The sequence below is a fragment of the Streptomyces sp. NPDC000151 genome (assembly GCF_040301705.1).
GTDB lineage: Bacteria > Actinomycetota > Actinomycetes > Streptomycetales > Streptomycetaceae > Streptomyces.
In genome coordinates, this window is sequence record NZ_JBEPFC010000114.1 from 1 (window position 1) to 24784 (window position 24784).

Sequence of the window (24784 nt, forward strand, 5' to 3'; positions counted from 1 at the left end):
CCCGTCCCGTCGCCGGCGCGCGCGTCCCCCGGCCCGGCCGGCCGCGGCGCGTCGGGCGTCACGTGGTGCGGTACGGAGTCGTCGGCGTGCTTCTGCTCGCTGGACGACCCGGCGCAGTGGTTGCCGAAGACGGGGTTCAGCAGGCCGACGATGTCCAGGGAGTTGCCGCAGGCGTTCACCGGGACGTCGACGGGGGCCTTGGCGTCGTTGCCCGCGCCCACGCCCGGCGAGTTCTGTGCCGAGCCGGCCGCGCCCGCGCCCTCCCCGGCGTCGTCCTGCCCGCCGTGCTGCCCGCCGCCCTCGGCGGAGCGCTGCTGATGCCCGCCCTGCGCCTGCTGCCCGCCCGGCGCTTGGTGCCCGCCCGACGCCTGGTGGCCGGCGCCTCCGCCGTCGCTGGCACAGCCGTTGCCGAAGGACGGGTTGAGCGCCCCGACGACGTCCGCGCTGTTCCCGCAGATGTTCGCGGGGACCTCCACCGGTGCTTGGACGTTGTTCCCGGAGAGCACTCCCGGGGAGTTCGCGCTCTCACCGCTCGCTCCCGCGTCCGCGAACGCGGTGCCTCCGGTCACCCCGAGCACACCCGTGGTGGCCGCGGCGGCGAGGAGACCCTTTGCCAGGACCTGTCGCATTGGTCTTCCTGTCTTCGCTTGCCGTCGCGTAAGGGCTGCTGCCCGTACGCCCGTAACTACAAGGCGGCCCCGGGGCGCATGGCATGCGTCCCGAGGCCGTCCGGGTCGAACTCGCAACTGCGTGCGTCGCGAACGTCAGTCGTTGACGCAGGTGTTGCCGAAGGCGGGGTTCAGCAGGCCGATGATGTCGATGGTGTTGCCGCAGACGTTCACCGGAATGTGAATCGGAACCTGGGCGACATTGCCGGACAGCACGCCCGGAGAGTTGTTGGCGGCACCGCTGGCACCCGCGTCGGCGAACGCCGGCGCGGCAGCACCCGCCGCCATCAGCGTTCCAGCGGCGACCGCGGCGACCTTCGTGTACTTCACTTTCAGCCCTTTCTGCAGCGGAGTTCGTAACGGTCACGACCTTCGTGCCGCACGAGCGCTATCCCGATCGCCCGTAACAACGCTGCCGTGTCTGGTAACGAGCACCCAGGGGAATCGAAACCCCACTGCCGGAATTTTCCTCGGAACACCCTCTAATGACCCAACGACTCGGCCCGAAGTAATGTTTGTAGGAATTTCCGCTCGTCGCCTCAGCAGTACGGAATGCGACCCGGTGCGCGACCGTCGGCGGCCCGTCGGCGGCCCGTCGACAGCCCACCGGCGGCCCGCCAACGGGCCTTTTTGGCACGCGAAAAGGCCCGGACCGCCCAGGAGGAGAGGACAGGCGGTCCGGGCCTTCGCGGCCGGTGGATCAGCCGTTGTCGGTGCCGTTCGCCGACAGGATCGGGATGTTGTCCACGATGTGCGACAGGGGCTCGTCGCCCTTGTTCTGACCGGAGTTGTCGGTGCACTGCTGGTTCTGCGGGTTCGCCAGCACGTTGATGTCCTGGACCGTGATCGGGATGAGACCGATGAGCGAACCGATGTTGGCCTTGAGCGGCAGACCGACGCAAGGCTTGTTCAGCGTGCCCTGGACCAGACCGAGCTGGGTGCTCATGTGGCCGGCCGTCGTCTGGTTACCGAAGGACGACGAGGAGCCGTTACCGCTCAGCGAGGTGGCACCGCCGTCGTCACCGAGCGCCAGCGCCTGCGGGGCCGCTGCCGCCGACATGCCCACAATGGACGCCGCCACGGCACCCGTGGCAAGAACCTTCTTGAACACGATTCACCCTTCTCAATACGGAATGCCCGTAGTCGGAGCGAACTGGTCAACGTGATCCGGTGGGTTTGGTTGCGTGCTGTCACTCGAATGAACGCGCAACGGCGCGGCGGCCTGACGCCCCGAAGGGCATCACACCACCGCGCCGTTACGGAAAGCGGTCACCGGCCGGTGTACCGGCCGACCGGTTCACCGGCCGGTCGCGAGCACTCCCGTCAGCGGTTGACGCACGGGTTGCCGAAAACCGGGTTGAGCGCGCCGATCACGGTGACGGTGTTGCCGCAGGCGTTCACGGGGATGTGCACCGGAACCTGGACGACATTCCCGGACCCGACACCCGGGGAGTTCTCGGCGGCGCCGAACGCGCCCGCGCCGGTGGTGGCGGACGCCATACCGGAAGCGCCGAGTACCGCGGCCCCGGCCACGGCGGTGAGCAGGGCGGTCTTGGCAACGCGCGACATAGCAGTACCTCTTCACTGAACAGCGGACAGTAACGTCGGCTTCGATTTCCGTCGCCCAGTTGGGCTAACAGACCGATCAACGCATCAACAGCCCGACGGGTGCGGCCCCGCCCGGGTGAACCACTGGTCAGATGTACGGATTGCGGTGTACGGATCGCAACACGCCGAAAGCGGCTCGTGCGGCTGGTACGCAGTACGGCGTTCAATACCAGCCAGAATTCAGAATGCAGCCGGTCGCTCCTGCACATTCAGCGCATTGAGCCGATCGAAGGTTTATCGGCGGCTGCCCGTAGCCGATGGACCGGATCTGCGTTCAGCACGGTGCGGCGCCCGTCCGGAGCCGCGGTAACCATCCCTGGAGGGACTCCCCATGAAGACTGCACACAAGGCCGCTATGGTCCTGGTCGCCGCCGGCCTCGCCGCGGGCGCCGCTTCCGGTTCCGCGATGGCCGACAGCGGTGCCACCGGCGCTGCCGTCGGTTCGCCCGGCGTGCTGTCCGGCAACGCCGTCCAGGTTCCGGTCCACGTGCCCGTGAACGTCTGCGGCAACACCATCGACATCATCGGCCTGCTGAACCCCGCCTTCGGCAACACCTGCGTCAACGACTGACGTTCGCGCCGCAGCAGGCAGGAAGGGCCCCGCAGAGGCGGGGCCCTTCCTCCTTTTCACGCTGCCGTCCCATGGCCCGGCAGCCCTTTTCCCGATCCGCTCACGGGCCCGTCAGAGGAGCCCGATGCCGAGGTCGAGGTCGATCAGGTGGTCGTGGTGCCACCATCCGTGATCCCAGCAGTCGTAACCCCAGCCCCACCCGCAGGGGCCGGCGGCCGGCGCGGTCGTCGGCGCGGCGGCCGGCGTCTGGGCCGAGGCCACCCCGGACAGCGGGACGACCGCTGCTGCGGTGAGTGCGGCGGTGGCGGCGAAGCGTCCGATGAACTTGCGCATGGTTTCTCTCCTTCTGCGCAGAAGTGGGACACAAAAATCATTACAGCCCCACCCCTTTGGGCGCTCGCTCAGACTTGCGAATGACTCCACTGGCGCAATCCACCGGACCATCTGTCGCGGGAATTCCCCGGCAGTCCTACGCTGCCCCGCAACGCCGCGACGCTTGACCCTTCAATCGAATGGCGTAGCGGCCGCACCGAATGCCGAAGCCCGACGAAAAAGAAAAAGAAGGCGCCGGCCGGCGCGAGAATCCGTCCCGCGAGGGCGCCGGGAACGCCGAGGCCGGCGAGTGGTCGCCGCCGGGTACGTGAGTCGGCTCCGGCGGCGACCGTGCGCGAGAAGGCGTGGCTCCCCGTCCCCGTCTCCTGGCGCTGATTTCGCCCGTCACCGGCCGCCGGAAGCGCGGGATGATCCCGGCGGGACAAGTCCGGGAGGGCGGGGCCGGAAGAACCGCATGTCGCCGCAGACTCAGCGGATCTCCGGCCGTCTGTGGGCCCGGACGACGATCTCGGGGGCTCGGAGATCCCTGCACCCGCGTACACGGGTGGTCCTGTACGACCCCGACCCTACGACCCCCACCCCCGCCCGCACACCCTCATTTCCCGACACATCCCCCGCCCCTGCCCAGGCCCCTGCCCAGGCCCCGGCGAGGGGTGCGGCCGGGGCTCCAGTCGGCGCCTCACGCCCGACAACGGAAAAAGCCCCAGGTCACGGTGTGACCTGGGGCTTCCCCTCGCCGAGCCGCCTAGGGGAGTCGAACCCCTGACCTACGCATTACGAGTGCGTCGCTCTGGCCGACTGAGCTAAGGCGGCGTGGTGCGCGGCCCAGTCTACACATGGCGGAGGGGTGGTTCGTAATCGGATTCGGAGGGGGGCCGGGGCCCGTGGTGCGGTCAGGAGCAGCGCTTGTTCTTGGCGGGGGACGTGCCCTCCAGCAGGTAGGTGTTCACGGCGGTGTCGACGCAGTCGCTGCCGCGGCCGTACGCGGTGTGGCCGTCGCCCTCGTACGTGAGGAGGCGGCCGGAGGAGAGCTGGGAGGCGAGGCCGCGGGCCCACGGGTAGGGGGTCGCCGGGTCGCGGGTGGTGCCGACGACGAGGATGGGGGCCGCGCCCTTCGCCTCGATGCGGTGCGCCTCGCCGGTGGCCTTGGCGGGCCAGTACGCGCAGTTCAGCGGCGCCCACGCGAAGTTCTCGCCGAAGACCGGGGACGCCTTGCGGAAGGCGGGGAGCGCGGCCTCGACCTGGGCGGGCGAGGAGAAGGCCGGGGGGAGGTCCAGGCAGTTCACGGCCGGGTTGGCGAACATTTGGTTGGCGTAGCTGCCGTCCGGGTCGCGCTCGTAGTAGGAGTCGGAGAGGGCGAGCAGGCCGCTGCCGTCGCCCTTCTGGGCCTTGGTGAGGTACTCGCGCAGCAGCGGCCAGGCCGTCTGGTCGTACATGGCGGCGATCACCCCGCTGGTCGCCAGGGACTCGGTCAGCTTGCGGGACTCGCCGGTGGCGATCGGGTGCGCGTCCAGGCGGCGGAAGAAGGCGGAGAGGCGCTTGCCGGCGTCCGTGGCGCTCTTCGTGCCCAGCGGGCAGTCGCGCTTCTTGACGCAGTCGGCGGCGAAGGACATGAAGGCGGTGTTGAAGCCGGCGGTCTGGTCCTCGTTGAGCTGCCGGGAGGTCAGGGAGGGGTCCATCGCGCCGTCCAGGACGAGCCGTCCGACGCGGGAGGGGTACAGGCCCGCGTACATCGCGCCGAGGAAGGTGCCGTACGAGGCGCCCACGTAGGTCAGCTTCCGGTCGCCCAGGACGGCGCGGAAGATGTCCATGTCGCGGGCCGCCTCGACGGTCGAGACATGGCCGAGCACCTTGCCCGAGCGGGCCCGGCAGCCGTCGGCGAACTTCTTGTAGGCGGTGGTGAGCTTGCCCTGCTCCGCCTTGTCGTCGGGGGTCTGGTCGACCTGCGTGTACCCGTCCATCTGCTTGTTCGTGAGGCAGCGGACCGGTTCGCTGCGCGCCACGCCGCGCGGGTCCATCGCGACCATGTCGTACCGGGCCTTCACGGCGGCCGGCTCCGGCGCGTACTGCTGGAGGTAGTTGATCGCCGAGGCGCCGGGGCCGCCCGGGTCGACCATCAGGGAGCCGATCCGCTTGCCGGGCCCGGTGGCCTTCTTGCGGGAGACCGCGAGCTTCAGGTCGGTGGCGCGGCTGGGCTTGGCGTAGTCCAGCGGAGCCCGGAGGGTCGCGCACTGGAAGCCCTTGGGGCCGCAGGAGTGCCAGCTCGGCTTCTGGTCGTAGTACGGGCGCAGGGCCGCCGGTACGTCCGTGGGCAGCGGGTCCAGGGGCTTGGTCGCCTTGTCGCTCTCCGGGCGGGCGTCGGGGCCGTGCTGGGCCGGCGAGGCGACCGCGCCGCCATCCGCGCCGCCCGGTTTACTGCAGGAGACGAGCAGCGCGGCGGCCGCGAGCACGGCGCCGGAGGTGCGGAGCAGACGGCTGGTGTCCATGGGTACGGTCCCTCGTTCGGCGGCGGTGGCGGCACTCGGCTCGGTGACGATTGGTGACCAGTGGTGACAGTTGGCGACAGCTCTGGGGAGCGTATCGGTCCTGATGGGGTCATGCCTGGCCTATTGCCCTCGTACGAGTGAGTTCGGCCGCCCGGCGAGGTACCGGGTGCGCTCGCCGCGCCGTGGGCGTCCCGGCGCTCTCAGCCCGCGCGGAGGGCCATCGTCATGGCCTCGACCGCCAGCAGCGGGGCGACGTTCCGGTCCAGGGCGCGGCGGCAGGCGATGACCGCCTCTATCCGGCGCAGCGTGCGCTCGGGGGTGGAGCCGGCGGCGATGCGCTGGACGCTGTCCCGTACGTCCTCGTTGGCCAGCTCGGCGGCCGTGCCGAGCTGGAGCGCCAGGACGTCGCGGTAGAAGCCGGTCAGGTCGGTCAGGGCAAGGTCCAGGCTGTCCCGCTGGGTACGCGTGGAGCGGCGCTTCTGCCGGTCCTGCAGCTCCTTCATCACGCCCGCCGTGCCGCGCGGCAGCCGACCGCCGGTGCCCGCGGCGGCGCCCAGCGCGGCCCGCAGCTCCTCGGTCTCCTTGGTGTCGACCTCCTCGGCGACCTGCTTGGCGTCCTCGCCCGCCGCGTCGATCAGCTCCTGCGCGGCCTTGAGGCAGCCGCCGACGTCGTCGACGCGGAGCGGGAGCTTGAGGACGGCGGCGCGCCGGGCCCGGGCCCGCTCGTCCGTCGCGAGCCGGCGGGCCCGGCCGATGTGGCCCTGGGTGGCACGAGCCGCGGCAACGGCGGCCGCGGGCTCGATGCCGTCGCGACGCATCAGCATGTCGGCCACCGCGGACGGGGCAGGTGTACTCAGCGTCAGCAGGCGGCAGCGGGAGCGGATGGTGGGGAGCACGTCCTCGATGGACGGGGCGCACAGCAGCCAGACCGTGCGCGGCGCGGGCTCCTCGACGGCCTTCAGGAGGACGTTGCCCGCGCCCTCGGTGAGCCGGTCGGCGTCCTCCAGGACGATCACCTGCCAGCGGCCGCCGGCCGGTGACATCGAGGCCCGGCGGACCAGGTCGCGGGTCTCCTTCACGCCGATGGACAGCAGGTCCGTACGGACCACCTCGACGTCGGCGTGCGTGCCGACCAGCGCCGTGTGGCAGCCGTCGCAGAAGCCGCAGCCGGGGGCGCCGCCCAGCGCGCGATCCGGGCTCACGCACTGCAGGGCGGCGGCGAAGGCGCGGGCGGCGGTGGACCGGCCGGAACCGGGCGGGCCCGTGAACAGCCAGGCGTGCGTCATCCTGGACGCGCTCATGGACTCCGGCGCGGACTCGGGCACGGCGGCGCCCGGCTGCTCGGCCGTGACCAGGGCGTCCGCGTCCTGCGCCGCGGCGGCGAGCTGCTCCGTCACCCGCTCCTGGCCCACCAGGTCGTCCCACACCGCCATTGCCGCTCCGCCGTCCTGTCCGTGTCCTGCCACGCGGTCCTGCCACCCGCCGGGCCGCCCCGTCGCCGTCGCATCCCGCCGTTGTGTCCCGCCGTCGTGTCCCATTGTGGTGGACGGCACTGACAATCCCGTCCACGTGGGGCGGAAAGCGCGCTCCGGGGGGCGCCCCGGGCCGGAAACGCCACCGGCCCCCGGTACGACGCGTACGTACCGAGGGCCGGAGAGGCGGGGATCAGCGGCGGCCCCAGCGGCCGCGGCGCTCCTCCTCTTCCTCCGTGTCGCGCGGGCCGAGCAGCTCGTCCGCGAGGGTCGGGAGGTCGTCGAGCGGGGTCTCCTCGGCCCACTCCGGGCGCCGCCGGCCGCCGGCGGGCCGCGGCTGGTGCTCGTACTGGGAGTGCGGCTGCTGCGGCGCGTACGACTCGTACGGCGACTGGCCGGTCCGGCCGGGGGACGGCAGGCCCGCCGCCGGGTCGATCTGCGGCAGCTCGGCCGTGCGCTCGGTGCTCGACTCGGCGGCGGGACGGCGCGTGCCGCCCTGCTCCGGGCGGAACATCCACGACGGCACCCGGTCCTCCGGGCCCTCGGGGCGTACCGGCGGCAGTACGGCGGTCTCGTCGGCCGCGCCGCTGTGCGCCGCGTCCTCGGGGCGTACGGAGGGCAGTACCGCCGTCTCGTCGGCGGCCCCGGAGCCCGCGGCGGGCGCCCGCCGGCCGGCACCGGACCGGTCATCCGCGGACGACCGGTCGCCGTCGCCGTCCGCGACCGGCTCGGGCTGCGGCAGTACGGCGGTCTCCTCGGGGTCGGACCCGGAATCGGTACGGCCGGCCGGCTCACCGGCGCCCGCGCCGGGCCGCGTCTCCTTGCGCATCTCCACCCGCGGCGTCCCGCCGGGCACGGTCTCCGCCGCGTCCCGCGGGGCGTGCTCCTGCGGCTCCTTGCGCATGCTGATGACCGGCGTCTCCGTGGTCGGCGCATCGGAGTCGTGCAGCCCCTCCGTCGCCGAGGCCGCGGCGAGCCGGGCCTGCTCGGCGCGGAGCAGGGCCTCCTCGGCCTTGCGCTGCTTCTCCAGGCGGCGCTCCTCGGCCTCCTGGCGCAGCCGCTTCTCCTCCTCGTGCTGCCGGCGCAGCCGCTCCCGCTCGGCCTGCCGCGCCGCCTCCTCGGCCTCCCGGCGCTTGCGCTCCTCCTCGGCCTGGCGACGGGCCTCCTCGGCACGCTGCCGGGCCTCCTCCGCCTGCCGGGCGGCCTCGCGCGCCTTGGCCGCCTCGATCTCGCGGCGCTTGCGCTCCTCCTCCTCGGCGCGCAGCCGGGCCAGCTGCTCCTGGCGCTCGCGCTCCTGCCGCTCCTCCTCGGCCTTGCGCGCCGCCTCTTCCTCGGCCTTCCTGCGGGCCTCCTCCTCGGCGGCCTTGCGGGCCTCGGCCTGCGCCTTCACCTCGGCCTCGGACAGCGGCAGCACCTGGTCCAGGCGGTGCCGTACGACCGTGGTGACGGCCTCCGGCTCCAGCCCCGCGTCCACGACCAGATAGCGGGCCGGGTCGGCGGCGGCCAGCGTCAGGAAGCCGTTGCGCACCCGCTCGTGGAACTCCGCGGGCTCGGACTCCAGCCGGTCCGGCGCCTCCGTGAAGCGCTCGCGCGCCGTCTCCGGGGTGACGTCCAGCAGGACCGTGAGGTGCGGTACAAGGCCGTCGGTGGCCCAGCGGGAGATGCGGGCGATCTCGGTGGGGGCGAGACTGCGGCCCGCGCCCTGGTACGCCACGGAGGAGTCGATGTACCGGTCGGTGATGACGACGGCGCCGCGCTCCAGGGCGGGCCGGATCACGCTCTCCACGTGCTCGGCGCGGTCGGCGGCGAACATCAGGGCCTCGGCGCGGTCCGACAGGCCGGACGTCGAGACGTCCAGGATGATCGAGCGCAGCCGCTTGCCGATGGCGGTGGCGCCCGGCTCACGGGTCACCACGACCTCGTGGCCCTTGGCCCGCATCCAGTCGGCGAGCGCCTCGACCTGGGTGGACTTGCCGGCCCCGTCGCCGCCCTCCAGGGCGATGAAGAAGCCGGTCGCGGCCGGGGCCTCGGCCGGGTCCCCGCCGCGCAGCGCCTCGCGCAGGTCACGGCGGAGCGAGACGCCCTGCCGGTCGTCGGTCTTGCCCAGTACCCACGCGGCGACCGGCAGCAGCAGCGCGCCGACGAGCATCAGCGTGAAGGCCGCGCCGCCGTGCGCGAAGACGAAGGAGCCCGTACCGAGGTGGTGCGGGCCGATGGCGGCGGCCAGCAGCGGCGCGACGATCGCGGCGGGCGCGATGGCGAGCCGCACGACGGCGTGCAGGTGCTCGGTCGTACGGGAGCTGCGGAACTCCTCGGCCTCCTGGTCCAGCAGCGCGTGTCCGGTGTGGGCCGCGATGCCGGCGCTCACCCCGGCCAGCAGCGCCAGCAGCAGGACGGTGGTCGGGTCGGGCACCAGGCCCATGGCCAGCAGCGCGAGGCCGGTGACGGCCACGGACAGGGCGAGCAGCCGACGGCGGGAGAAGCCGGGCAGGACCTTGCGGGCGCTGCGGATGCCGAGGACCGGGCCGCCGGTCAGGGCCAGTACGAAGAGGGCGAAGCCGACCGGGCCGCCGCCGAGGTCGCGGACGTGCAGCACGGTCAGGGAGACGGCCGCGGCGATCGCGGCGGCGACCGCGGCGCAGGCCAGCACGAGCAGCGGGACAGCGCCCGTACGGCCCTTGTCGACACCGGTGCCGGTCTTCGGGCGGCGCAGGCCCTCAAGGGGGGAGCGGGGACGCGGGGTCCGCGAGCCGGGGAACTCGATGAAGTACACGATCGAGACGGACGCGGCGAACAGCCCGGCCGCGACGTACGAGCCGAGCGCTGCCTGGTGGGTGTGGAACCACTCGATGCCCGCCCCCAGCGCGTTCCCCACCAGCGTGACGACCAGGAGGCCGGCGGCGGCGATGGGGAGCGCCACGAAGCCCGTGCGCAGCGAGAGGCGGCGCAGCGCCTCGTGGTTGTCCGGCAGCGGTCTCACGGCGTCGCCCTCGGCGGGCGGCGCGGGCAGCAGCGCGGGGGCCGCGCTCTCCCGGCACACCGTCCAGAAGCGCTCGGCGACGCCCACGACGAAGGCGGTGATCAGCACGCAGGCCAGGGCGTTGCCGTGGACCCAGTCGATCCACAGGGGGGCGACGATGAGCAGCAGGGCGCGCAGGGCGTCCGTGGTGATCATGGTCCAGCGGCGGTCCAGCGGCCCTTCCGGCGCGGTCAGCGCCGAGAGCGGGCCGAGCAGCACGGCCCCGAAGAGCAGCGTCGACAGCAGCCGGGCAGCGAAGACGGCGGCGACCGCGAAGGCCGCGCCCCGATATCCGCCGCCGAAGGCCGCGGTGCCTCCGTGGGGGGTGAAGACCGCCGCTTGCAACGCGAGCAGGACCAGGACCAGAACACCGAGGGCATCACCGATGCCACCGACGAACTGGGCGCTCCACAGCCGTTTGAGGGGAGGGAAGCGCAGCAGGGCTCGCACGGCGCGCTCGCGGGAATCCGCGGCGAGTGCGCCTGATGTGGGGGTCACGTCCGTTGGCTGCTCGGTACGCGTCATTCCGCCAGCCTAGCGGGACCCGGTGACATACCGGGTGCCCGCCCGAACAGGAGATCGGCCTCTGGGCGGGGCCTGCCCTGCCGCCGGCCGTCTGCGGCCACGTCGTGGCTGGTCGCGCAGTTCCCCGCGCCCCCGAGGGCTGCGCCCTGACGGGCGCAAGCCTCGGTCAGTCGTCGGACGTCGCCGACTTCGCGGCCGTCTTCTTGGCCGTCGTCTTCTTCGCAGCCGTCTTCTTCGCGGTCGTCGTCTTCTTTGCGGCGGTCTTCTTGGCTGCCGTCTTCTTTGCCGGGGCCTTCTTCGCCGTTGTCTTCTTGGCGGTGGTCTTCTTCTTGGCCGGGGCCTTGGCGCGCTTCTCCGCCAGGAGTTCGTAGCCGCGCTCCGGCGTGATCGTCTCGACGTCGTCGTCGCGGCGCAGGGTCGCGTTCGTCTCGCCGTCCGTCACGTACGGGCCGAAGCGGCCGTCCTTGACCACGACCGGCTTCTCGCTGACCGGGTCCGTGCCCAGCTCCTTCAGCGGCGGCTTGGCGGCTGCCCGGCCGCGCTGCTTGGGCTGGGCGTAGATCGCCAGCGCCTCGTCGAGCGTGATGGTGAAGAGCTGCTCCTCGTTCTCCAGGGAGCGCGAGTCCGTGCCCTTCTTCAGGTACGGGCCGTAGCGGCCGTTCTGCGCGGTGATGTCCACGCCCTCGGCGTCCTGGCCGACCACCCGCGGCAGCGACATCAGCTTGAGCGCGTCCTGCAGCGTGACCGTGTCCAGGGACATCGACTTGAAGAGCGAGGCCGTGCGCGGCTTGACCGCGTTCTTGCCGGTCTTCGGGGTGCCCTCGGGCAGGATCTCGGTGACGTACGGGCCGTACCGGCCGTCCTTGGCGACGATCTGGTGGCCGGACTCCGGGTCCGTGCCCAGCTCGAAGTCGCCGCTGGGCTTGGCCAGCAGCTCCTCGGCGTACTCCACGGTCAGCTCGTCGGGTGCCATGTCGTCCGGCACATCGGCGCGCTGGTGGTTCTCGGAGTCCTTCTCGCCGCGCTCCACGTACGGGCCGTAGCGGCCGACGCGCAGCACGATGCCGTCCCCGACGGGGAAGGAGGAGATCTCCCGGGCGTCGATCGCGCCCAGGTCCGTGACCAGCTCCTTCAGGCCGCCGAGGTGGTCGCCGTCGCCGTTGCCGGCCCGGGAGGCGGCACCCGCGTCGTCGCCCTCGCCGAAGTAGAAGCGGCGCAGCCACGGCACGGACTGGGCCTCGCCCCGTGCGATGCGGTCGAGGTCGTCTTCCATCTTGGCGGTGAAGTCGTAGTCGACGAGCCGCCCGAAGTGCTTCTCCAGGAGGTTGACCACGGCGAAGGACAGGAAGGACGGCACCAGGGCCGTGCCCTTCTTGAAGACGTAGCCGCGGTCCAGGATCGTGCCGATGATCGACGCGTACGTCGACGGGCGGCCGATCTCCCGCTCCTCCAGCTCCTTGACCAGCGTCGCTTCGGTGTAGCGGGCCGGCGGCTTGGTGGCGTGGCCGTCGACGGACATCTCGCGCGCTGTCAGCGCGTCGCCCTCGGCGACCTGCGGCAGCCGGCGCTCGCGGTCGTCCAGCTCGGCGTTCGGGTCGTCAGCGCCCTCGACGTACGCCTTCAGGAAGCCGTGGAAGGTGATGGTCTTGCCGGACGCGCTGAACTCGGCGTCCCGGCCGTCGCTCGCCGTGCCGCCGAGCTTGACGGTGACGCTGTTCCCGGTGGCGTCCTTCATCTGCGACGCGACGGTCCGCTTCCAGATCAGCTCGTACAGCCGGAACTGGTCGCCGGTCAGGCCGGTCTCGGCAGGGGTGCGGAAGCGGTCGCCGGAGGGGCGGATCGCCTCGTGCGCCTCCTGCGCGTTCTTGACCTTGCCGGCGTAGCTGCGCGGCTTCTCCGGGAGGTAGTCGGCGCCGTAGAGCTGCGTGACCTGCGCCCGGGCCGCCGCGATGGCGGTGTCGGAGAGCGTCGTGGAGTCCGTACGCATGTAGGTGATGAAGCCGTTCTCGTACAGCTTCTGGGCCACCTGCATGGTCGCCTTGGCACCGAAGCCCAGCTTGCGGCTGGCCTCCTGCTGCAGCGTCGTCGTACGGAAGGGCGCGTACGGGGAGCGGCGGTACGGCTTGGACTCGACCGAGCGGACCGCGAAGCTCGTGTTCTCGAGGGCGGCGGCCAGCGCCCGCGCGTTCGCCTCGTCCAGGTGCAGGACCTGGTCGGACTTGAGCCGGCCGTCGGAGCCGAAGTCGCGGCCCTGGGCCACGCGGCGGCCGTCGACGGTGGTCAGGCGGGCCCCGAAGGTGCCCGGGTCGGTCGCGTCGCCCTCGCGGCCGGTGGCGAAGGAGCCGGTCAGGTCCCAGTACTCGGCGGAGCGGAAGGCGATGCGCTCGCGCTCCCGCTCGACGACGAGGCGGGTGGCCACCGACTGGACACGGCCGGCCGACAGCCGGGGCATGACCTTCTTCCACAGGACCGGCGAGACCTCGTAGCCGTAGAGGCGGTCGAGGATGCGGCGGGTCTCCTGGGCGTCGACGAGCTTCTTGTTCAGCTCCCGCGGGTTCGCCACGGCGTCCCGGATGGCGTCCTTGGTGATCTCGTGGAAGACCATGCGGTGGACGGGGACCTTGGGCTTGAGGATCTCCTGCAGGTGCCAGGCGATGGCCTCGCCCTCGCGGTCCTCATCGGTGGCGAGGAAGAGTTCGTCGGACTCGGCCAGCAGCTCCTTGAGCTTTTTGACCTGGTCCTTCTTGTCGCTGTTCACGACATAGATCGGCTGGAAGTCGGCGTCGACGTTCACGCCGAGGCGGGCCCACGGCTCGCCCTTGTACTTCGCCGGGACCTCGGCGGCGCCGTTGGGAAGGTCACGGATGTGCCCGACGCTCGCTTCGACGACGTAACCAGGGCCGAGGTAGCCCTTGATCGTCTTCGCCTTGGCAGGCGACTCGACGATGACGAGTCGGCGGCCGCCGCCTTGTGCGGTGTCGCTGGTCGGGGACAACTTCGCTCTTCTCTCCGGTCGGCGCTGGGGGGTACCTCGGGAGGGGATTCCCGAGGGCGACTCTTCGGTGACGCTGCGGAGTGTGACGGTACATCCCGCCCCCGTGTCAAACGGAAAAAGCCCACAACGCCACTCGAACGGTAACCCGAGTCCAGCCCTTCATGCCGCCCGGACCGCGCGCCGCGGGCTCCACCACTGGGCGTGATCATGTGCCGCGAAGGGGCGGCGGGAAGGGCCGCGACGAGGCGGCAGACGGGTCGGGGCGCCACGGAAGGGGATACTCCGGATCCGGCTCCGGCAGACGCTGCGGACCTGGAACGGAAGGGGTGCGGGAGATATTCCGTTTCCGCGTCCCGTCCGCATTTCCCCCGGGCCTTTCCGGGGCCGCCGGCGGGTACCGAGGGGCGGCTCTCAGGGGCCCGGCGGCGGCGCGCGGGCGGCTGGCAGGATGGGTGGCGGGTCACACACAGACGTCTTCGGGGGGCACCGGCCATGACGAGCGAGCGCGACGTCCACGCCAGTGCGGTATCGGTGCCGCCGGCCCCTCCGATCCCGGGCGCGTCGGCGGCCGCCGCACCGGGCGCGGCGGAGGACGGTCCACGGGTGCGGCGGGCGACGCTGCTGGGCGTCGCGGTGGTGACCGGTCTCACGGCGGCGGCCTGCGCCTATCTGTGGCACACCGACCCGCACCAGCCGGGCCAGCCGCTGCCGCGCTGCCCCTTCAACGCCATGACCGGCCTGCTCTGCCCGGCGTGCGGCGGTACCCGCATGGTCTACGACCTGCTGCACGGTGATCTGCCCGCGGCCCTCCACGACAACGCGGCGCTGCTTCTCCTCGGAGCGCCGCTCGCTGCGTACGTGGGCGGGCGGCTGCTCTACGAAGGGCTGCGGGGCCGCCGCTACCGTTTCCGGCCGACGCCGCGTGCCCTGGCCGCGGCCCTGACGACCGCGATCGTCTGGGGCGTCGTACGGAACGTGGTGGGCTGACCGGCACACGGGCGTCGCCCCGGCGGCCGTCGCCCAGCGGCCGTCGCCCTATGCGGCGGACAGCAGCCAGCAGCCGGCCGCCAGGAACAGCGTGCCGAAGAGCGCGGTCATGGTCACCGCGAGCGGGCGAGTCACACCGTGGGCGACCGGCGCGCGGAGACTGACGCGCGCCACCAGCCACAGCAGCAGCCCGCCGCCGAAGAGAGCGAAGGCGGCACCGGAGAACACCGCGGGTCCACTTTCCATACGGGCACCCTGGCACCCCCGCACGGCCTGCGGGCGAACAGCGGGTGAACGCGCGCGGCGACTCCCCCGTACGGGCTTCACATTCCCCGGTACGCCCGCCCGTCGGCCCGCCTTCCCCGTCAGCCCTCCCCGGGCGTCGCGGCCGCCACCGGGCCGCCGACCGGCTCCAGGAAGCCCTGTTCGACCAGCATCCGGATCGCCTCCGGCGTGCGGTCCCGCAGCATCACCGGGTCCTCGCCGACCAGTTGGGCGATCGCGTCCAGGATGCGGCCGGCCGGCAGCGTGCCGTCGCAGACACCGGCGAAGCCCGCGCCGACCGTGTCGACCTTCGTGGCCCGCCGCATGCCCCTGTTCTGACGGAGCACCACGTGCTCCGGGTCCTCGGCGCCCGGCAGCCCGACCTGCTCCTGCACGACCTCGGGGGCCAGCTTGAACCGCCCGGCCAGCAGCGCCGCGTCGTCCGTGGCGCGCAGGTAGTCCTGGCGCTCGAAGTGGCGGAGCACCGTGGGGCCGAGCGGCTGCTCCACCGGATGCGGCCACTCCTCGATGGTGATCGAGGGGTCCTCGGCGCCGGACTTGCGCAGCGTGATCCACCCGAAGCCGATCGCCTTCGTCTTGCGCGCCTCGAACTCGTCCAGCCACGCCTCGTACCGCGCGGCGTACTCCTCCGGGCCCGCCCGGTGGTCGCCGGCGTCCCGCAGCCACAGCTCGGCGTACTGCGTGACGTCCTGCACCTCGCGCTGCACGATCCAGGCGTCACAGCCGCGCGGCACCCACGCGCGCAGCCGGTCGCGCCAGTCCTCGCCCTCGACGTGCTGCCAGTTGGCCAGCAGCTGGCAGTAGCCGCCGTCGTTCAGATGCCCGGCGGCCTGCTGCACCAGCGTGCGGCACAGGTCGTCGCCGCCCATGCCGCCGTCCCGGTACGTCAGCCGGGCGCCCGGGGAGATCACGAAGGGCGGATTCGAGACGATCAGGTCGTACGTCTCCTCGCCGACCGGCTCGAACAGCGAGCCCTCCCGGAGGTCGGCGGGCTGCGCACCGGAGAGCGCGAGGGTCAGGGCAGCGATGCGCAGCGCCCTCGGGTTCAGGTCCGTGGCGGTGACCTGGGTGGCGTACTGGGCCGCGTGCAGCGCCTGGATGCCGGAGCCCGTGCCGAGGTCGAGTACGGAGTCGAAGTGCGGGCCGGCGGCCGGGGCGCCGCCCTGGGGGCGCAGCGTGATCCCGGCGAGGGTCGTGGACGCGCCGCCCACGCCGAGCACCAGCTCGGAGCGGTCCACGCCGGCCGGGCCGCGGCCGATGCCGCCCGCGCCGCCGACCGCGCAGCCCAGGTCGGAGACGATCCACCAGTCCTGGCCCTCGGGGCCGCCGTACGGCCGCACGTCCACGGTCGCGCGCACGTCGTCGCCGTCCCGGACGAGCCAGCCGTCGGCGAGGCAGTCGTCCAGGGGCAGCGCGGCGCCCGCGCGGGCGGCCGGCACCGGCTGCTGGAGCAGGAAGAGCCGCACCAGCGTCGCCTGGGGGCCGTCGCCTCTCGTGGCGCGCAGGGCCGGCACGGTCTCGCTGCGGGCCAGCGCGGCGTAGGCGGTGGCGCCGAGCAGCTCCAGCAGGCCGTCGGCGGTGAAGCCCGCGGCCAGCAGCGCCTCCCGCAGCCGGGAGGTGCGGGCGGCGGACTCGGGGTCTCGGTCGTCTGCGACGGGGAGGTGCGTACTCACGCCCCCATTGTCAGGGCAACCACTGACAGCGAACCACCGGCACGACGACGGCGCCCCGGCCGGTCCGGTACGGATGTGTCCCGGACACAGGCTCTCCGTACCGACCGGGCCGCGGCGCCCGTACGAGCGGCGCGCGTGGGAGCAGCGCTCGTAAAGCGGCGCCCCTAGGAGCGGCGTCGGTCAGCGCCCCCTGTAGCGCGTCGGTCAGGAGCTCTTCTTGGGCGAAGCCGTCGCCTTCTGGGTCTGGCAGCCCTTCTGACCCGCCATCGCCTTGCCGACGTCGCCGGTCTCCAGCTTCTTGAAGGCGGCCTCGCTCTTCTTGTTGAGCTTGTTGATGCCGTCCGACAGCGAGCGCAGCCCGTCGGCGAACTTCTGCTTGTCCTTGGTGTCCAGGCCGTCGACCTGCTTCTTCAGGTCCGCGTAGCCCGAGGAGAGACCCTTCAGCTCCTTGACCGCGTTCTTCTGGTCGGCGCCGCCGCCGTCGACCGGCGGGGCGCCCGCCTTGCCGAGCGACTTCGCCAGCGAGCCGTACGCGTCCGAGATCTTCTGGAACGCCTGGGAGTCGGTCTGCTGCACCTTCTTGGAGTCGGTGCTGCCGTCGTCAGCGGTCTGCATCGACGCGTTGGCGTCCTGGATCTGCTTGAACTGAGCCTGCGCCGGGTCGCAGAAACGCTTGGCCCAGTCATCGAGCTTCTTGTTGCCGTCGTCGCTGCAGCCGGTCAGCGCGAGCACCAGTGCCGCACCGCCGGACAGTGCAGCCACAAGCTTCTTGTTCACCGGATTGGTCCCTTCCGTGGCTCTCGGCCCCGGAACATACACGCCCAGAGGGCTTTGACCATGAGACGAGCATCCCGTACGACCCGCATTGAAGCCATTTGCACCAAGGGACGGTGACCGATACCTCTCCTGCCCGGCACGCCGACGGGCGGGTGCCCGAGGCGTACAAAACACCTCACGCACCCGCCCGTTGAGCGGTTGTGCCGTCGCCCGCTAGGAGACGACCGCCGGGTCGACCGTCTGCGCGACCTTCCCCGAGTTGTCTTCGTCACCCACGGCGATGCCGCGGCGCTTGGAGAGGTACACCGCGCCCACGATGACGAGCAGCGCGAGGACCGCGACCCCGATCCGTACGCCGACGTTCGCGTCGTCGCCGTAGCTGAACTTCACCACGGCCGGCGCGATCAGCAGGGCCACGAGGTTCATCACCTTCAGCAGCGGGTTGATCGCCGGGCCCGCGGTGTCCTTGAACGGGTCGCCCACGGTGTCACCGATGACGGTCGCCGCGTGCGCCTCGCTGCCCTTGCCGCCGTGGTGGCCGTCCTCGACCAGCTTCTTGGCGTTGTCCCAGGCGCCGCCGGAGTTCGCGAGGAACACCGCCATCAGGGTGCCGGTACCGATCGCGCCCGCCAGGAACGAGCCGAGCGCGCCGACGCCGAGCGAGAAGCCGACCGCGATGGGCGTGAGCACCGCCAGCAGGCCTGGGGTGGTCAGCTCGCGGAGCGCATCCTTGGTGCAGATGTCGACGACCCGCCCGTACTCGGGCGTCTCGGTGTAGTCCATGATCCCGGGCTTCTCCCGGAACTGCCGGCGCACCTCGTAGACCACCGAACCCGCCGACCGGGACACCGCGTTGATCGCCAGCCCCGAGAAGAGGAAGACGACCGCGGCGCCCAGGACCAGCCCGACCAGGTTGTTGGGCTGCGAGATGTCCAGGCTCAGGGCCATGCCGTGGGCGGCGCTGCCCACCTTCGCCACCGCGGTGCCGATGGCGTCGCGGTACGACCCGAACAGTGCGGCCGCCGCGAGCACCGCCGTGGCGATCGCGATGCCCTTGGTGATGGCCTTGGTGGTGTTGCCCACCGCGTCCAGGTCGGTGAGCACCTGCGCGCCGTCGCCCTGCACGTCACCGGACATCTCGGCGATGCCCTGCGCGTTGTCGGAGACCGGCCCGAAGGTGTCCATGGCGACGATGACGCCGACCGTGGTCAGCAGGCCCGTACCGGCCAGCGCGACCGCGAACAGCGCCAGCATGATCGACGCGCCGCCCAGCAGGAACGCGCCGTAGACGGCCAGGCCGATCAGCACGGCCGAGTAGACCGCCGACTCCAGGCCGAGGGAGATGCCCGACAGCACGACGGTCGCCGGGCCGGTCAGCGAGGTCTTGCCGATGTCCCGTACGGGGCGCCGGTTGGTCTCGGTGAAGTAGCCGGTCAGCTGCTGGATGAGCGCGGCGAGGACGATGCCGATGGCGACCGCGACCAGGGCCAGCACACGCGGGTCGCCCGAGCGGCCGGTGATCGCCTCGTCGGTGACGCCCGCGAGGCCCGCGTAGGTGGACGGCAGGTACGTGTAGACGGCGACGGCCACCATCACCAGCGAGATCCCGGCGGAGATGAAGAAGCCGCGGTTGATGGCGGTCATGCCGCTGCGGTCGGAGCGCCGGGGCGCGACGACGAAGATGCCGATCATCGCCGTGACGACGCCGATGGCCGGAACGAGCAGCGGGAAGGCCAGGCCGGCGTCGCCGAAGGCCGCCATGCCGAGGATCAGCGCGGCGACCAGGGTGACGGCGTACGACTCGAACAGGTCGGCCGCCATACCGGCGCAGTCGCCGACGTTGTCGCCCACGTTGTCCGCGATGGTCGCGGCGTTGCGCGGGTCGTCCTCGGGAATCCCCTGCTCGACCTTGCCGACGAGGTCGGCGCCGACGTCCGCGGCCTTGGTGAAGATGCCGCCGCCGACTCGCATGAACATGGCGATCAGCGCGGCGCCCAGGCCGAAGCCTTCCAGCACCTTCGGAGCGTCCACCGCGTACACGAGGACGACGCAGGAGGCGCCCAGCAGGCCGAGGCCCACCGTGAACATGCCGACGACGCCGCCCGTACGGAACGCGATCTTCATCGCCTTGTGCGAGACGGCCGTCAGATCACGGGGCGCCGTGTCCCCTTCGGCGGGAGTGGCTTCGCGGGCGGCCGCGGCGACGCGCACATTGCTGCGCACCGCGAGCCACATGCCGATATAGCCGGTGGCCGCGGAGAATCCCGCGCCGATCAAGAAGAAGGCGCTGCGACCGATGCGCTGCGTCCAGTTGTCGGCGGGCAGCAGCATGAGCAGGAAGAACACCACGACGGCGAATACGCCGAGGGTGCGCAACTGCCGCTGGAGATAGGCATTGGCGCCTTCCTGCACGGCAGCGGCGATCTTCTTCATGCTGTCGGTGCCCTCGCCGGCCGCGAGCACTTGCCGTACCAGTACGGCCGCGACGGCGAGCGCCGCCAGCGCCACGAGGGCGATCACCAGCACCATGCCGCGGTTGCCGCTCGTCAGCGATGGCTCGGCCAGGTATGTGGGGGTGTCGAGCATCTGAGGGGTGTAAGGCCCCGCCATTCGTCCTCCTTGACGTTTGGCACATGGGCGCGCGAATGCACGCTCAGGCGTCCTGAGCAAAGATGTGGACGGATTGTAGGGAGCCGCACTAGATCAAAACAGTACGCGTCAAAGGGAATTCGCCTGCAGCCGCGAAGATCAATAGGTGATCGCTCCCAGAATTCGCCCGGAAGACGGAATGCGGCAAATTCGCTGACCGCGTCCGGATGATCTCGCTGTCCTATTGAACGCCGCTGCTCAGAGCCGCGCGCGAGATCCTTTGCGCGCGGGCCGCACGGGGCGCGCCGCGGAGCCGCGGCCTCCGCTCCGGCGCCCGGCGCCGACGGCGCGGCGCGCGTGTGCGTACGTGTACGAACATGTAGGCGCAGGCGTAGGCCCGCCGGTACAGCTGTGCGCGACGCCCCACGCACGCGGACGACATGGACCGCCGTACGGCACCAGTAGGAGCGGTGGGCGGGTCGGTGGTCGCGGGGGCGGGTTCCGGCGGCCGTTGGCGGCTTCTCGTGGCCGGCTGGCGGCTTCTCGCGGTGCGGCGCGCGGGGAGGGCAGCCGGAGAGTGCGCGGCCGTCAGGAGGCGCCGTGAGGGCGCGTGGTGAAGGTGCTTGGCCGGCCCGGAGTCGTCGGGCTACGGCGGAGGTCCTGACAGGACGGGGCTGAACCCGGGGTTACGGCAGTGCCGGGGTTACGGCAGCAGCGGGTTACGGCAGTACCGGGTCCGGGACCGTCGGCCAGGTCATGCGGATGACGCCACCGGCCTCGCTGGAGGACACCTCGACGTCGTCGACCAGGCCACTGATCACCGCGAGGCCCATCTCGTCCTCGGCCTCGTCGCCGATCACGGACTCCGCGCCGTCCGGCTCGCCGTCAGCGGCGCCCTGGCCGCCCGGCACGGATCCGGCGGGCGTCCCCGGCACCTCGTCACCGACCTCGATGGAGAACTTCTTCTCGTCCTCGATCAGCATGACCGTGATGGGCGCGGCGACGTCGTTACTGCGGTGCAGGCCCACCGCACGGCTGCACGCCTCACCGACGGCGAGACGGACCTCGTCGAGCACCGCCTCGTCCACCCCGGCCCGTCGCGCCACGGCGGCCGCGACCAGGCGCGCGGTCCGTACGTGCTCGGGCAGGGCGCTGAAACGAAGTTCGACGGTGGCCATTGCCATCCCCCTCGATATGCGGGCGTGCTACGCAGGGGGCCGGACGCGTCGTCCGGTACCCCCCACTGCTTCCTGCCCCCGTGCACGCGGCACGGGGCACCGAACAGCCGTCAGTCGGTTGCCGCGACGGCCTCGTCGACCGAGGTGTGAATCGGGAACACCTTGGTCAGTCCGGTGATACGGAAGATCTTAAGAATGCGCTCCTGGTTGCAGACCAGGCGCAGCGAGCCCTCGTGGGCACGCACCCTCTTCAGGCCACCCACCAGCACGCCGAGCCCGGTGGAGTCGAGGAAGTCGACGCGCTCCATGTCCACCACGAGGTGGTAGCTGCCGTCGTTCACGAGCTCGACCAGCTGCTCCCGCAGCTTGGGCGCGGTATATACATCAATCTCGCCACCGACGTCGACGACCGTACGGTCGCCAACGGTACGGGTCGACAGGGACAGGTCCACGGATCCTCCAGCACCTTGCTATCGAGCGGTCGCCCCCCATGGATCGGCAGCCGCGATGGCATTCAATCACTTACCAGCAGGCGCGCACGACGCCTTAAGAGCATTGTCCGTCACTCCGGTGACACACTCGGTGCCGATGGCCTCCAATCAACCGCCGCCGGATGCGGGTGCGCGACCCTCCCCGGGCATGGTCCTCGACCGGCTCGCCAGGGGAGAGATCCGCGCTACGCGCATCACCCATACGGAGCACTTGCCCCCACGGATCGGCAGCCATGCCGACTGGCCCGTATCTATCCGTACGGAAGTGATCGACGCCATCCGTACCGCCGGCATCGAGCGCCCCTGGAGTCACCAAGCCCGCACGGCGGAGCACGCGTTGCGCGGCGAGTCCGTCATCGTCGCCACCGGCACCGCTTCCGGAAAGTCGCTCGCGTATCTCGCCCCCGTGCTGTCGGGACTGCTGGACGGTTCCGAGGCGCCCAACGGGCGGGGGACGACCGCGCTGTACCTCGCTCCGACCAAGGCGCTCGCCGCCGACCAGCGGCGCGCCGTGCGCGACCTGGCGGCGCCGCTGGGCACCGCGATCCGGCCCGCCGTCTACGACGGCGACACGCCGGTCGAAGAACGCGAATGGGTGCGTCAGTACGGCAATTACGTCCTCACCAACCCCGACATGCTGCACCGCGGCATCCTCCCGGCCCATCCCCGCTGGTCCTCCTTCCTGCGCGCGCTGCGCTACGTGGTCATCGACGAGTGCCACACCTACCGCGGCGTTTTCGGGTCGCACGTCGCGCAGGTGATACGCCGGCTGCGCCGGGTCTGCGCGCGCTACGGCTCCGAACCGGTCTTCCTGCTGGCCTCCGCCACCTCCGCCGAGCCGGCCGAATCCGCCGCCCGGCTCATCGGCCGGCCGGTCGTGCAGATCACCGAGGACACCTCGCCGCGCGGAGAGGTCGTCTTCGCCCTGTGGGAGCCGCCGCTGACGGACCTGCACGGCGAGCAGGGCGCGCCCGTCCGCCGCACCGCCACCGCCGAGACCGCCGACCTGCTCACCGACCTCGCCGTACAGGGCGTCCGCAGCGTCGCCTTCGTCCGCTCCCGGCGCGGCGCCGAGCTGATCGCCCTGATCGCCCAGGAACGGCTGGCCGAGGTCGACCGGTCGCTCCCGAGCCGGGTCGCGGCGTACCGGGGCGGCTATCTCCCCGAGGAGCGCCGCGCCCTGGAGCGCGCCCTGCACACCGGCGACCTCCTCGGGCTCGCCGCCACCACGGCACTCGAACTGGGCATCGACGTCTCCGGCCTGGACGCCGTCCTCATCGCGGGCTATCCCGGCACCCGCGCGTCCCTGTGGCAGCAGGCGGGCCGCGCGGGCCGGGCCGGCCAGGGCGCGCTCGCCGTACTCGTCGCCCGCGACGACCCCCTGGACACCTACCTCGTCCACCATCCCGAAGCCCTCTTCTCCCAGCCGGTCGAGTCGACCGTCCTCGACCCCGACAATCCGTACGTCCTCTGGCCCCACCTGTGCGCCGCCGCGGCGGAGATCCCGCTCGGGGAGGAGGACTTGGCCCTCTTCGGTCCGGAGGCCCCCGACGTGCTCGCGGGCCTGGAACGCCGCCGGCTGCTGCGCCGCCGCGGAAAGTCCTGGTACTGGACCCGCCGCGAACGCGCCGCCGACCTCACCGACATCCGCGGCCAGGGCGGCTCCCCCGTTCAGGTCGTGGAGGCCGCCACCGGCCGGCTGCTGGGCACGGTGGACGAGGCCGCCGCGCACTCCACCGTCCACGAGGGCGCGGTTCACCTGCACATGGGCCGTACGTACGTCGTGCAGCACCTGGACCTGGAGGACAGCGTCGCCCTGGTCGAGGAGTCCACACCGCCGTGGTCCACGACCGCCCGCGACACCACGGCCATCTCCATCCTGGAGACCGACACCGAGGTGCCGTGGGGGGACGCGCGCCTGTGCTTCGGCTCCGTCGAGGTCACCAACCAGGTCGTCTCCTTCCTGCGCCGCAAACTGATCACGGGCGAAGTGCTCGGCGAGACCAAACTCGACCTCCCGCCGCGTACGCTGCGCACCCGCGCCGTGTGGTGGACGATGACCGAGGACCAGCTCGACGCGGCCCGGGTCAATCCGGAACAGCTGGGCGGCGCCCTGCACGCCGCCGAACACGCCTCCATCGGCATCCTTCCGCTCTTCGCCACCTGCGACCGCTGGGACATCGGCGGCGTCTCCGTCCCGCTGCACCCCGACACGCTGCTGCCCACGGTCTTCGTCTATGACGGCCACCCCGGCGGCGCGGGCTTCGCGGAACGCGCCTTCCACACCGCGGCCGAGTGGCTCACCGCCACCCGCAAGGCCATCGCCTCCTGCGAGTGCGACGCCGGCTGCCCGTCCTGCATCCAGTCCCCCAAGTGCGGCAACGGCAACGAACCACTCCACAAGCGGGGCGCCGTCCGCTTGCTGACGGAGCTGGTGCGGGGGGCGACCGAGGCGGCCGGTGCCGGGGACGGTTCCGGGGCGGACGAGGCGGGTGCCGGGGCGACCTAGGCGGGCGCCGCTGGCGTCGGCGCCGGCTGATCTCGGGGCGGGGGTGCCCCGGTCGGGTTCAGGGGTGCGTCCGCCGGTCCCGCCCGGGAGCGGATGCGCGGGGCGAACGGTCCCGCGCGGGCCTCGGCCGAGACGTCCGCGACGGCCGCCCGCACCGTGCACCGCACCAGCCGGGCTCCCTGCGCCACCGCGACCCGACGGGCCGCGCCACATGCCTCCGCCTCTCCGTACACACTCCGCGCCGACGCGGCGAGTGCCGCCATGTCCGCAGCCGCTCCTGCCCTGTGACGGGCGATCACCGCCTGCCCCAGCGCGATCACCACGGCGAACACCGCACACAGCGCCATGGTGCTCACGGCCGCCCAAACCGTCGCGGAGCCCCTGTCTCCCCGCCGTCTCCGCAGCTCACCGCTGCACCGTCTCGGCAGTCCGCCGCTGCTCCTGCGCGACTCACCGCCCCACCGTCTCCTCAGCAAGAGCGACCGCCTCCCCTCTGAGCGTCATGGCCAGCGGCCCCAGCGCCGGAGCCGCCGCCTCGACACGTACGCGCACCAGGTCGCCCTCCCGTCGCAGCGCCACCCGCGCCCCGCGCGGGGCGGCCGCCCGGGCCGCTGCCAG

At 72.1% G+C, this 24784-nt stretch carries 20 protein-coding genes and 1 tRNA gene; 3 read left to right on the forward strand and 18 right to left on the reverse strand.

Features of this window, described 5'->3' with window-relative positions; translation table 11 throughout:
* From ABT381_RS26120 to ABT381_RS26135, 4 genes are all read right to left on the reverse strand, one after another.
* A partial coding sequence (locus tag ABT381_RS26120; RefSeq protein ID WP_351598926.1) for a chaplin occupies positions 1-629 on the reverse strand: 629 nt, incomplete at its 3' end.
* Positions 630-764: 135 nt separating this feature from the next.
* Positions 765-998 (reverse strand): chaplin, encoded by a 234-nt coding sequence (locus ABT381_RS26125; protein ID WP_351598928.1) that lies wholly within the window; start codon positions 996-998, stop codon positions 765-767.
* Between the two features lie 370 nt (positions 999-1368).
* On the reverse strand, positions 1369-1779 hold the full coding sequence (locus ABT381_RS26130) for a rodlin (protein ID WP_351598930.1): 411 nt from the start codon (positions 1777-1779) through the stop codon (positions 1369-1371).
* 212 nt (positions 1780-1991) lie between these two features.
* Positions 1992-2237 carry a chaplin gene (locus ABT381_RS26135; RefSeq protein WP_351598932.1) on the reverse strand — a complete coding sequence of 82 codons (246 nt, stop codon included), beginning with the start codon at positions 2235-2237 and terminating at the stop codon, positions 1992-1994.
* A gap of 370 nt (positions 2238-2607) precedes the next feature.
* Here ABT381_RS26135 and ABT381_RS26140 point away from each other — a divergent pair, with 370 nt between their 5' ends.
* Positions 2608-2847 (forward strand): chaplin, encoded by a 240-nt coding sequence (locus ABT381_RS26140; RefSeq protein ID WP_467754748.1) that lies wholly within the window; start codon positions 2608-2610, stop codon positions 2845-2847.
* A 111-nt stretch (positions 2848-2958) separates the two neighbouring features.
* On the opposite strand, the gene ABT381_RS26145 is transcribed toward ABT381_RS26140, so the two are convergent.
* The 6 genes from ABT381_RS26145 to topA form a co-directional block, all read right to left on the reverse strand.
* Positions 2959-3180, reverse strand: a complete 222-nt coding sequence (locus ABT381_RS26145; RefSeq protein ID WP_351598934.1) for a hypothetical protein — start codon at positions 3178-3180, stop codon at positions 2959-2961.
* Positions 3181-3919: 739 nt separating this feature from the next.
* Positions 3920-3993, reverse strand: a tRNA-Thr gene (locus ABT381_RS26150).
* 80 nt (positions 3994-4073) lie between these two features.
* Positions 4074-5666, reverse strand: a complete 1593-nt coding sequence (locus tag ABT381_RS26155; RefSeq protein ID WP_351598936.1) for an alpha/beta hydrolase — start codon at positions 5664-5666, stop codon at positions 4074-4076.
* Between the two features lie 200 nt (positions 5667-5866).
* Positions 5867-7099, reverse strand: coding sequence for a DNA polymerase III subunit delta' (locus ABT381_RS26160; protein WP_351598958.1), 1233 nt, complete (start codon positions 7097-7099; stop codon positions 5867-5869).
* A 232-nt stretch (positions 7100-7331) separates the two neighbouring features.
* On the reverse strand, positions 7332-10682 hold the full coding sequence (gene tmk / locus ABT381_RS26165; protein WP_351598938.1) for a dTMP kinase: 3351 nt from the start codon (positions 10680-10682) through the stop codon (positions 7332-7334).
* A 166-nt stretch (positions 10683-10848) separates the two neighbouring features.
* The gene (topA, locus tag ABT381_RS26170) at positions 10849-13677 is read right to left on the reverse strand and encodes a type I DNA topoisomerase (RefSeq protein WP_351598940.1); all 2829 of its coding nucleotides are present in this window, start codon (positions 13675-13677) and stop codon (positions 10849-10851) included.
* Between the two features lie 492 nt (positions 13678-14169).
* Between topA and ABT381_RS26175 the strand changes: the two genes are divergently transcribed.
* Positions 14170-14664, forward strand: a complete 495-nt coding sequence (locus ABT381_RS26175; RefSeq protein WP_351598942.1) for a DUF2752 domain-containing protein — start codon at positions 14170-14172, stop codon at positions 14662-14664.
* Positions 14665-14712: 48 nt separating this feature from the next.
* On the opposite strand, the gene ABT381_RS26180 is transcribed toward ABT381_RS26175, so the two are convergent.
* From ABT381_RS26180 to bldG, 6 genes are all read right to left on the reverse strand, one after another.
* On the reverse strand, positions 14713-14910 hold the full coding sequence (locus ABT381_RS26180; RefSeq protein ID WP_351598944.1) for a hypothetical protein: 198 nt from the start codon (positions 14908-14910) through the stop codon (positions 14713-14715).
* 119 nt (positions 14911-15029) lie between these two features.
* Positions 15030-16622, reverse strand: coding sequence for a DUF7059 domain-containing protein (locus ABT381_RS26185; RefSeq protein ID WP_351598946.1), 1593 nt, complete (start codon positions 16620-16622; stop codon positions 15030-15032).
* 204 nt (positions 16623-16826) lie between these two features.
* Positions 16827-17399, reverse strand: coding sequence for a small secreted protein (locus tag ABT381_RS26190; protein WP_351598948.1), 573 nt, complete (start codon positions 17397-17399; stop codon positions 16827-16829).
* Between the two features lie 213 nt (positions 17400-17612).
* Positions 17613-20009, reverse strand: coding sequence for a sodium-translocating pyrophosphatase (locus tag ABT381_RS26195; RefSeq protein WP_351598950.1), 2397 nt, complete (start codon positions 20007-20009; stop codon positions 17613-17615).
* A gap of 698 nt (positions 20010-20707) precedes the next feature.
* Entirely contained in the window at positions 20708-21166 is a 459-nt protein-coding gene (locus tag ABT381_RS26200; protein ID WP_351598952.1) for an ATP-binding protein, read from the reverse strand.
* A gap of 110 nt (positions 21167-21276) precedes the next feature.
* Positions 21277-21618: an anti-sigma factor antagonist BldG gene (bldG, locus tag ABT381_RS26205; protein ID WP_030260174.1), complete on the reverse strand. Its 342-nt coding sequence runs from the start codon at positions 21616-21618 to the stop codon at positions 21277-21279.
* Between the two features lie 55 nt (positions 21619-21673).
* Here bldG and ABT381_RS26210 point away from each other — a divergent pair, with 55 nt between their 5' ends.
* Complete coding sequence (locus ABT381_RS26210) at positions 21674-24166, forward strand: DEAD/DEAH box helicase (RefSeq protein WP_351598954.1); 2493 nt, start codon at positions 21674-21676, stop codon at positions 24164-24166.
* Here the strand turns inward: ABT381_RS26210 and ABT381_RS26215 are convergent.
* Together ABT381_RS26215 and ABT381_RS26220 are read right to left on the reverse strand one after the other, a co-directional pair.
* A complete protein-coding gene (locus tag ABT381_RS26215) occupies positions 24163-24513 on the reverse strand; it encodes an Rv3654c family TadE-like protein (protein ID WP_467754752.1) in 351 nt (116 codons plus the stop codon). The genes ABT381_RS26210 and ABT381_RS26215 overlap by 4 nt on opposite strands.
* A gap of 103 nt (positions 24514-24616) precedes the next feature.
* Positions 24617-24784, reverse strand: a 168-nt coding sequence (locus ABT381_RS26220; protein WP_351598962.1) for a TadE family type IV pilus minor pilin, incomplete at its 5' end; no start/stop codon positions are given.

Coding starts and splice junctions, on each gene's coding strand:
- ABT381_RS26135 (WP_351598932.1), bottom strand. CDS start 2,237: ATGTCGCGCGTTGCCAAGACCGCCCTGCTCACCGCCGTGGCCGGGGCC.
- ABT381_RS26140 (WP_467754748.1), top strand. CDS start 2,608: ATGAAGACTGCACACAAGGCCGCTATGGTCCTGGTCGCCGCCGGCCTC.
- ABT381_RS26145 (WP_351598934.1), bottom strand. CDS start 3,180: ATGCGCAAGTTCATCGGACGCTTCGCCGCCACCGCCGCACTCACCGCA.
- ABT381_RS26155 (WP_351598936.1), bottom strand. CDS start 5,666: ATGGACACCAGCCGTCTGCTCCGCACCTCCGGCGCCGTGCTCGCGGCC.
- ABT381_RS26160 (WP_351598958.1), bottom strand. CDS start 7,099: ATGGCGGTGTGGGACGACCTGGTGGGCCAGGAGCGGGTGACGGAGCAG.
- tmk (WP_351598938.1), bottom strand. CDS start 10,682: ATGACGCGTACCGAGCAGCCAACGGACGTGACCCCCACATCAGGCGCA.
- ABT381_RS26175 (WP_351598942.1), top strand. CDS start 14,170: ATGACGAGCGAGCGCGACGTCCACGCCAGTGCGGTATCGGTGCCGCCG.
- ABT381_RS26180 (WP_351598944.1), bottom strand. CDS start 14,910: ATGGAAAGTGGACCCGCGGTGTTCTCCGGTGCCGCCTTCGCTCTCTTC.
- ABT381_RS26195 (WP_351598950.1), bottom strand. CDS start 20,009: ATGGCGGGGCCTTACACCCCTCAGATGCTCGACACCCCCACATACCTG.
- ABT381_RS26200 (WP_351598952.1), bottom strand. CDS start 21,166: ATGGCCACCGTCGAACTTCGTTTCAGCGCCCTGCCCGAGCACGTACGG.
- ABT381_RS26210 (WP_351598954.1), top strand. CDS start 21,674: ATGGCATTCAATCACTTACCAGCAGGCGCGCACGACGCCTTAAGAGCA.
- ABT381_RS26215 (WP_467754752.1), bottom strand. CDS start 24,513: ATGGCGCTGTGTGCGGTGTTCGCCGTGGTGATCGCGCTGGGGCAGGCG.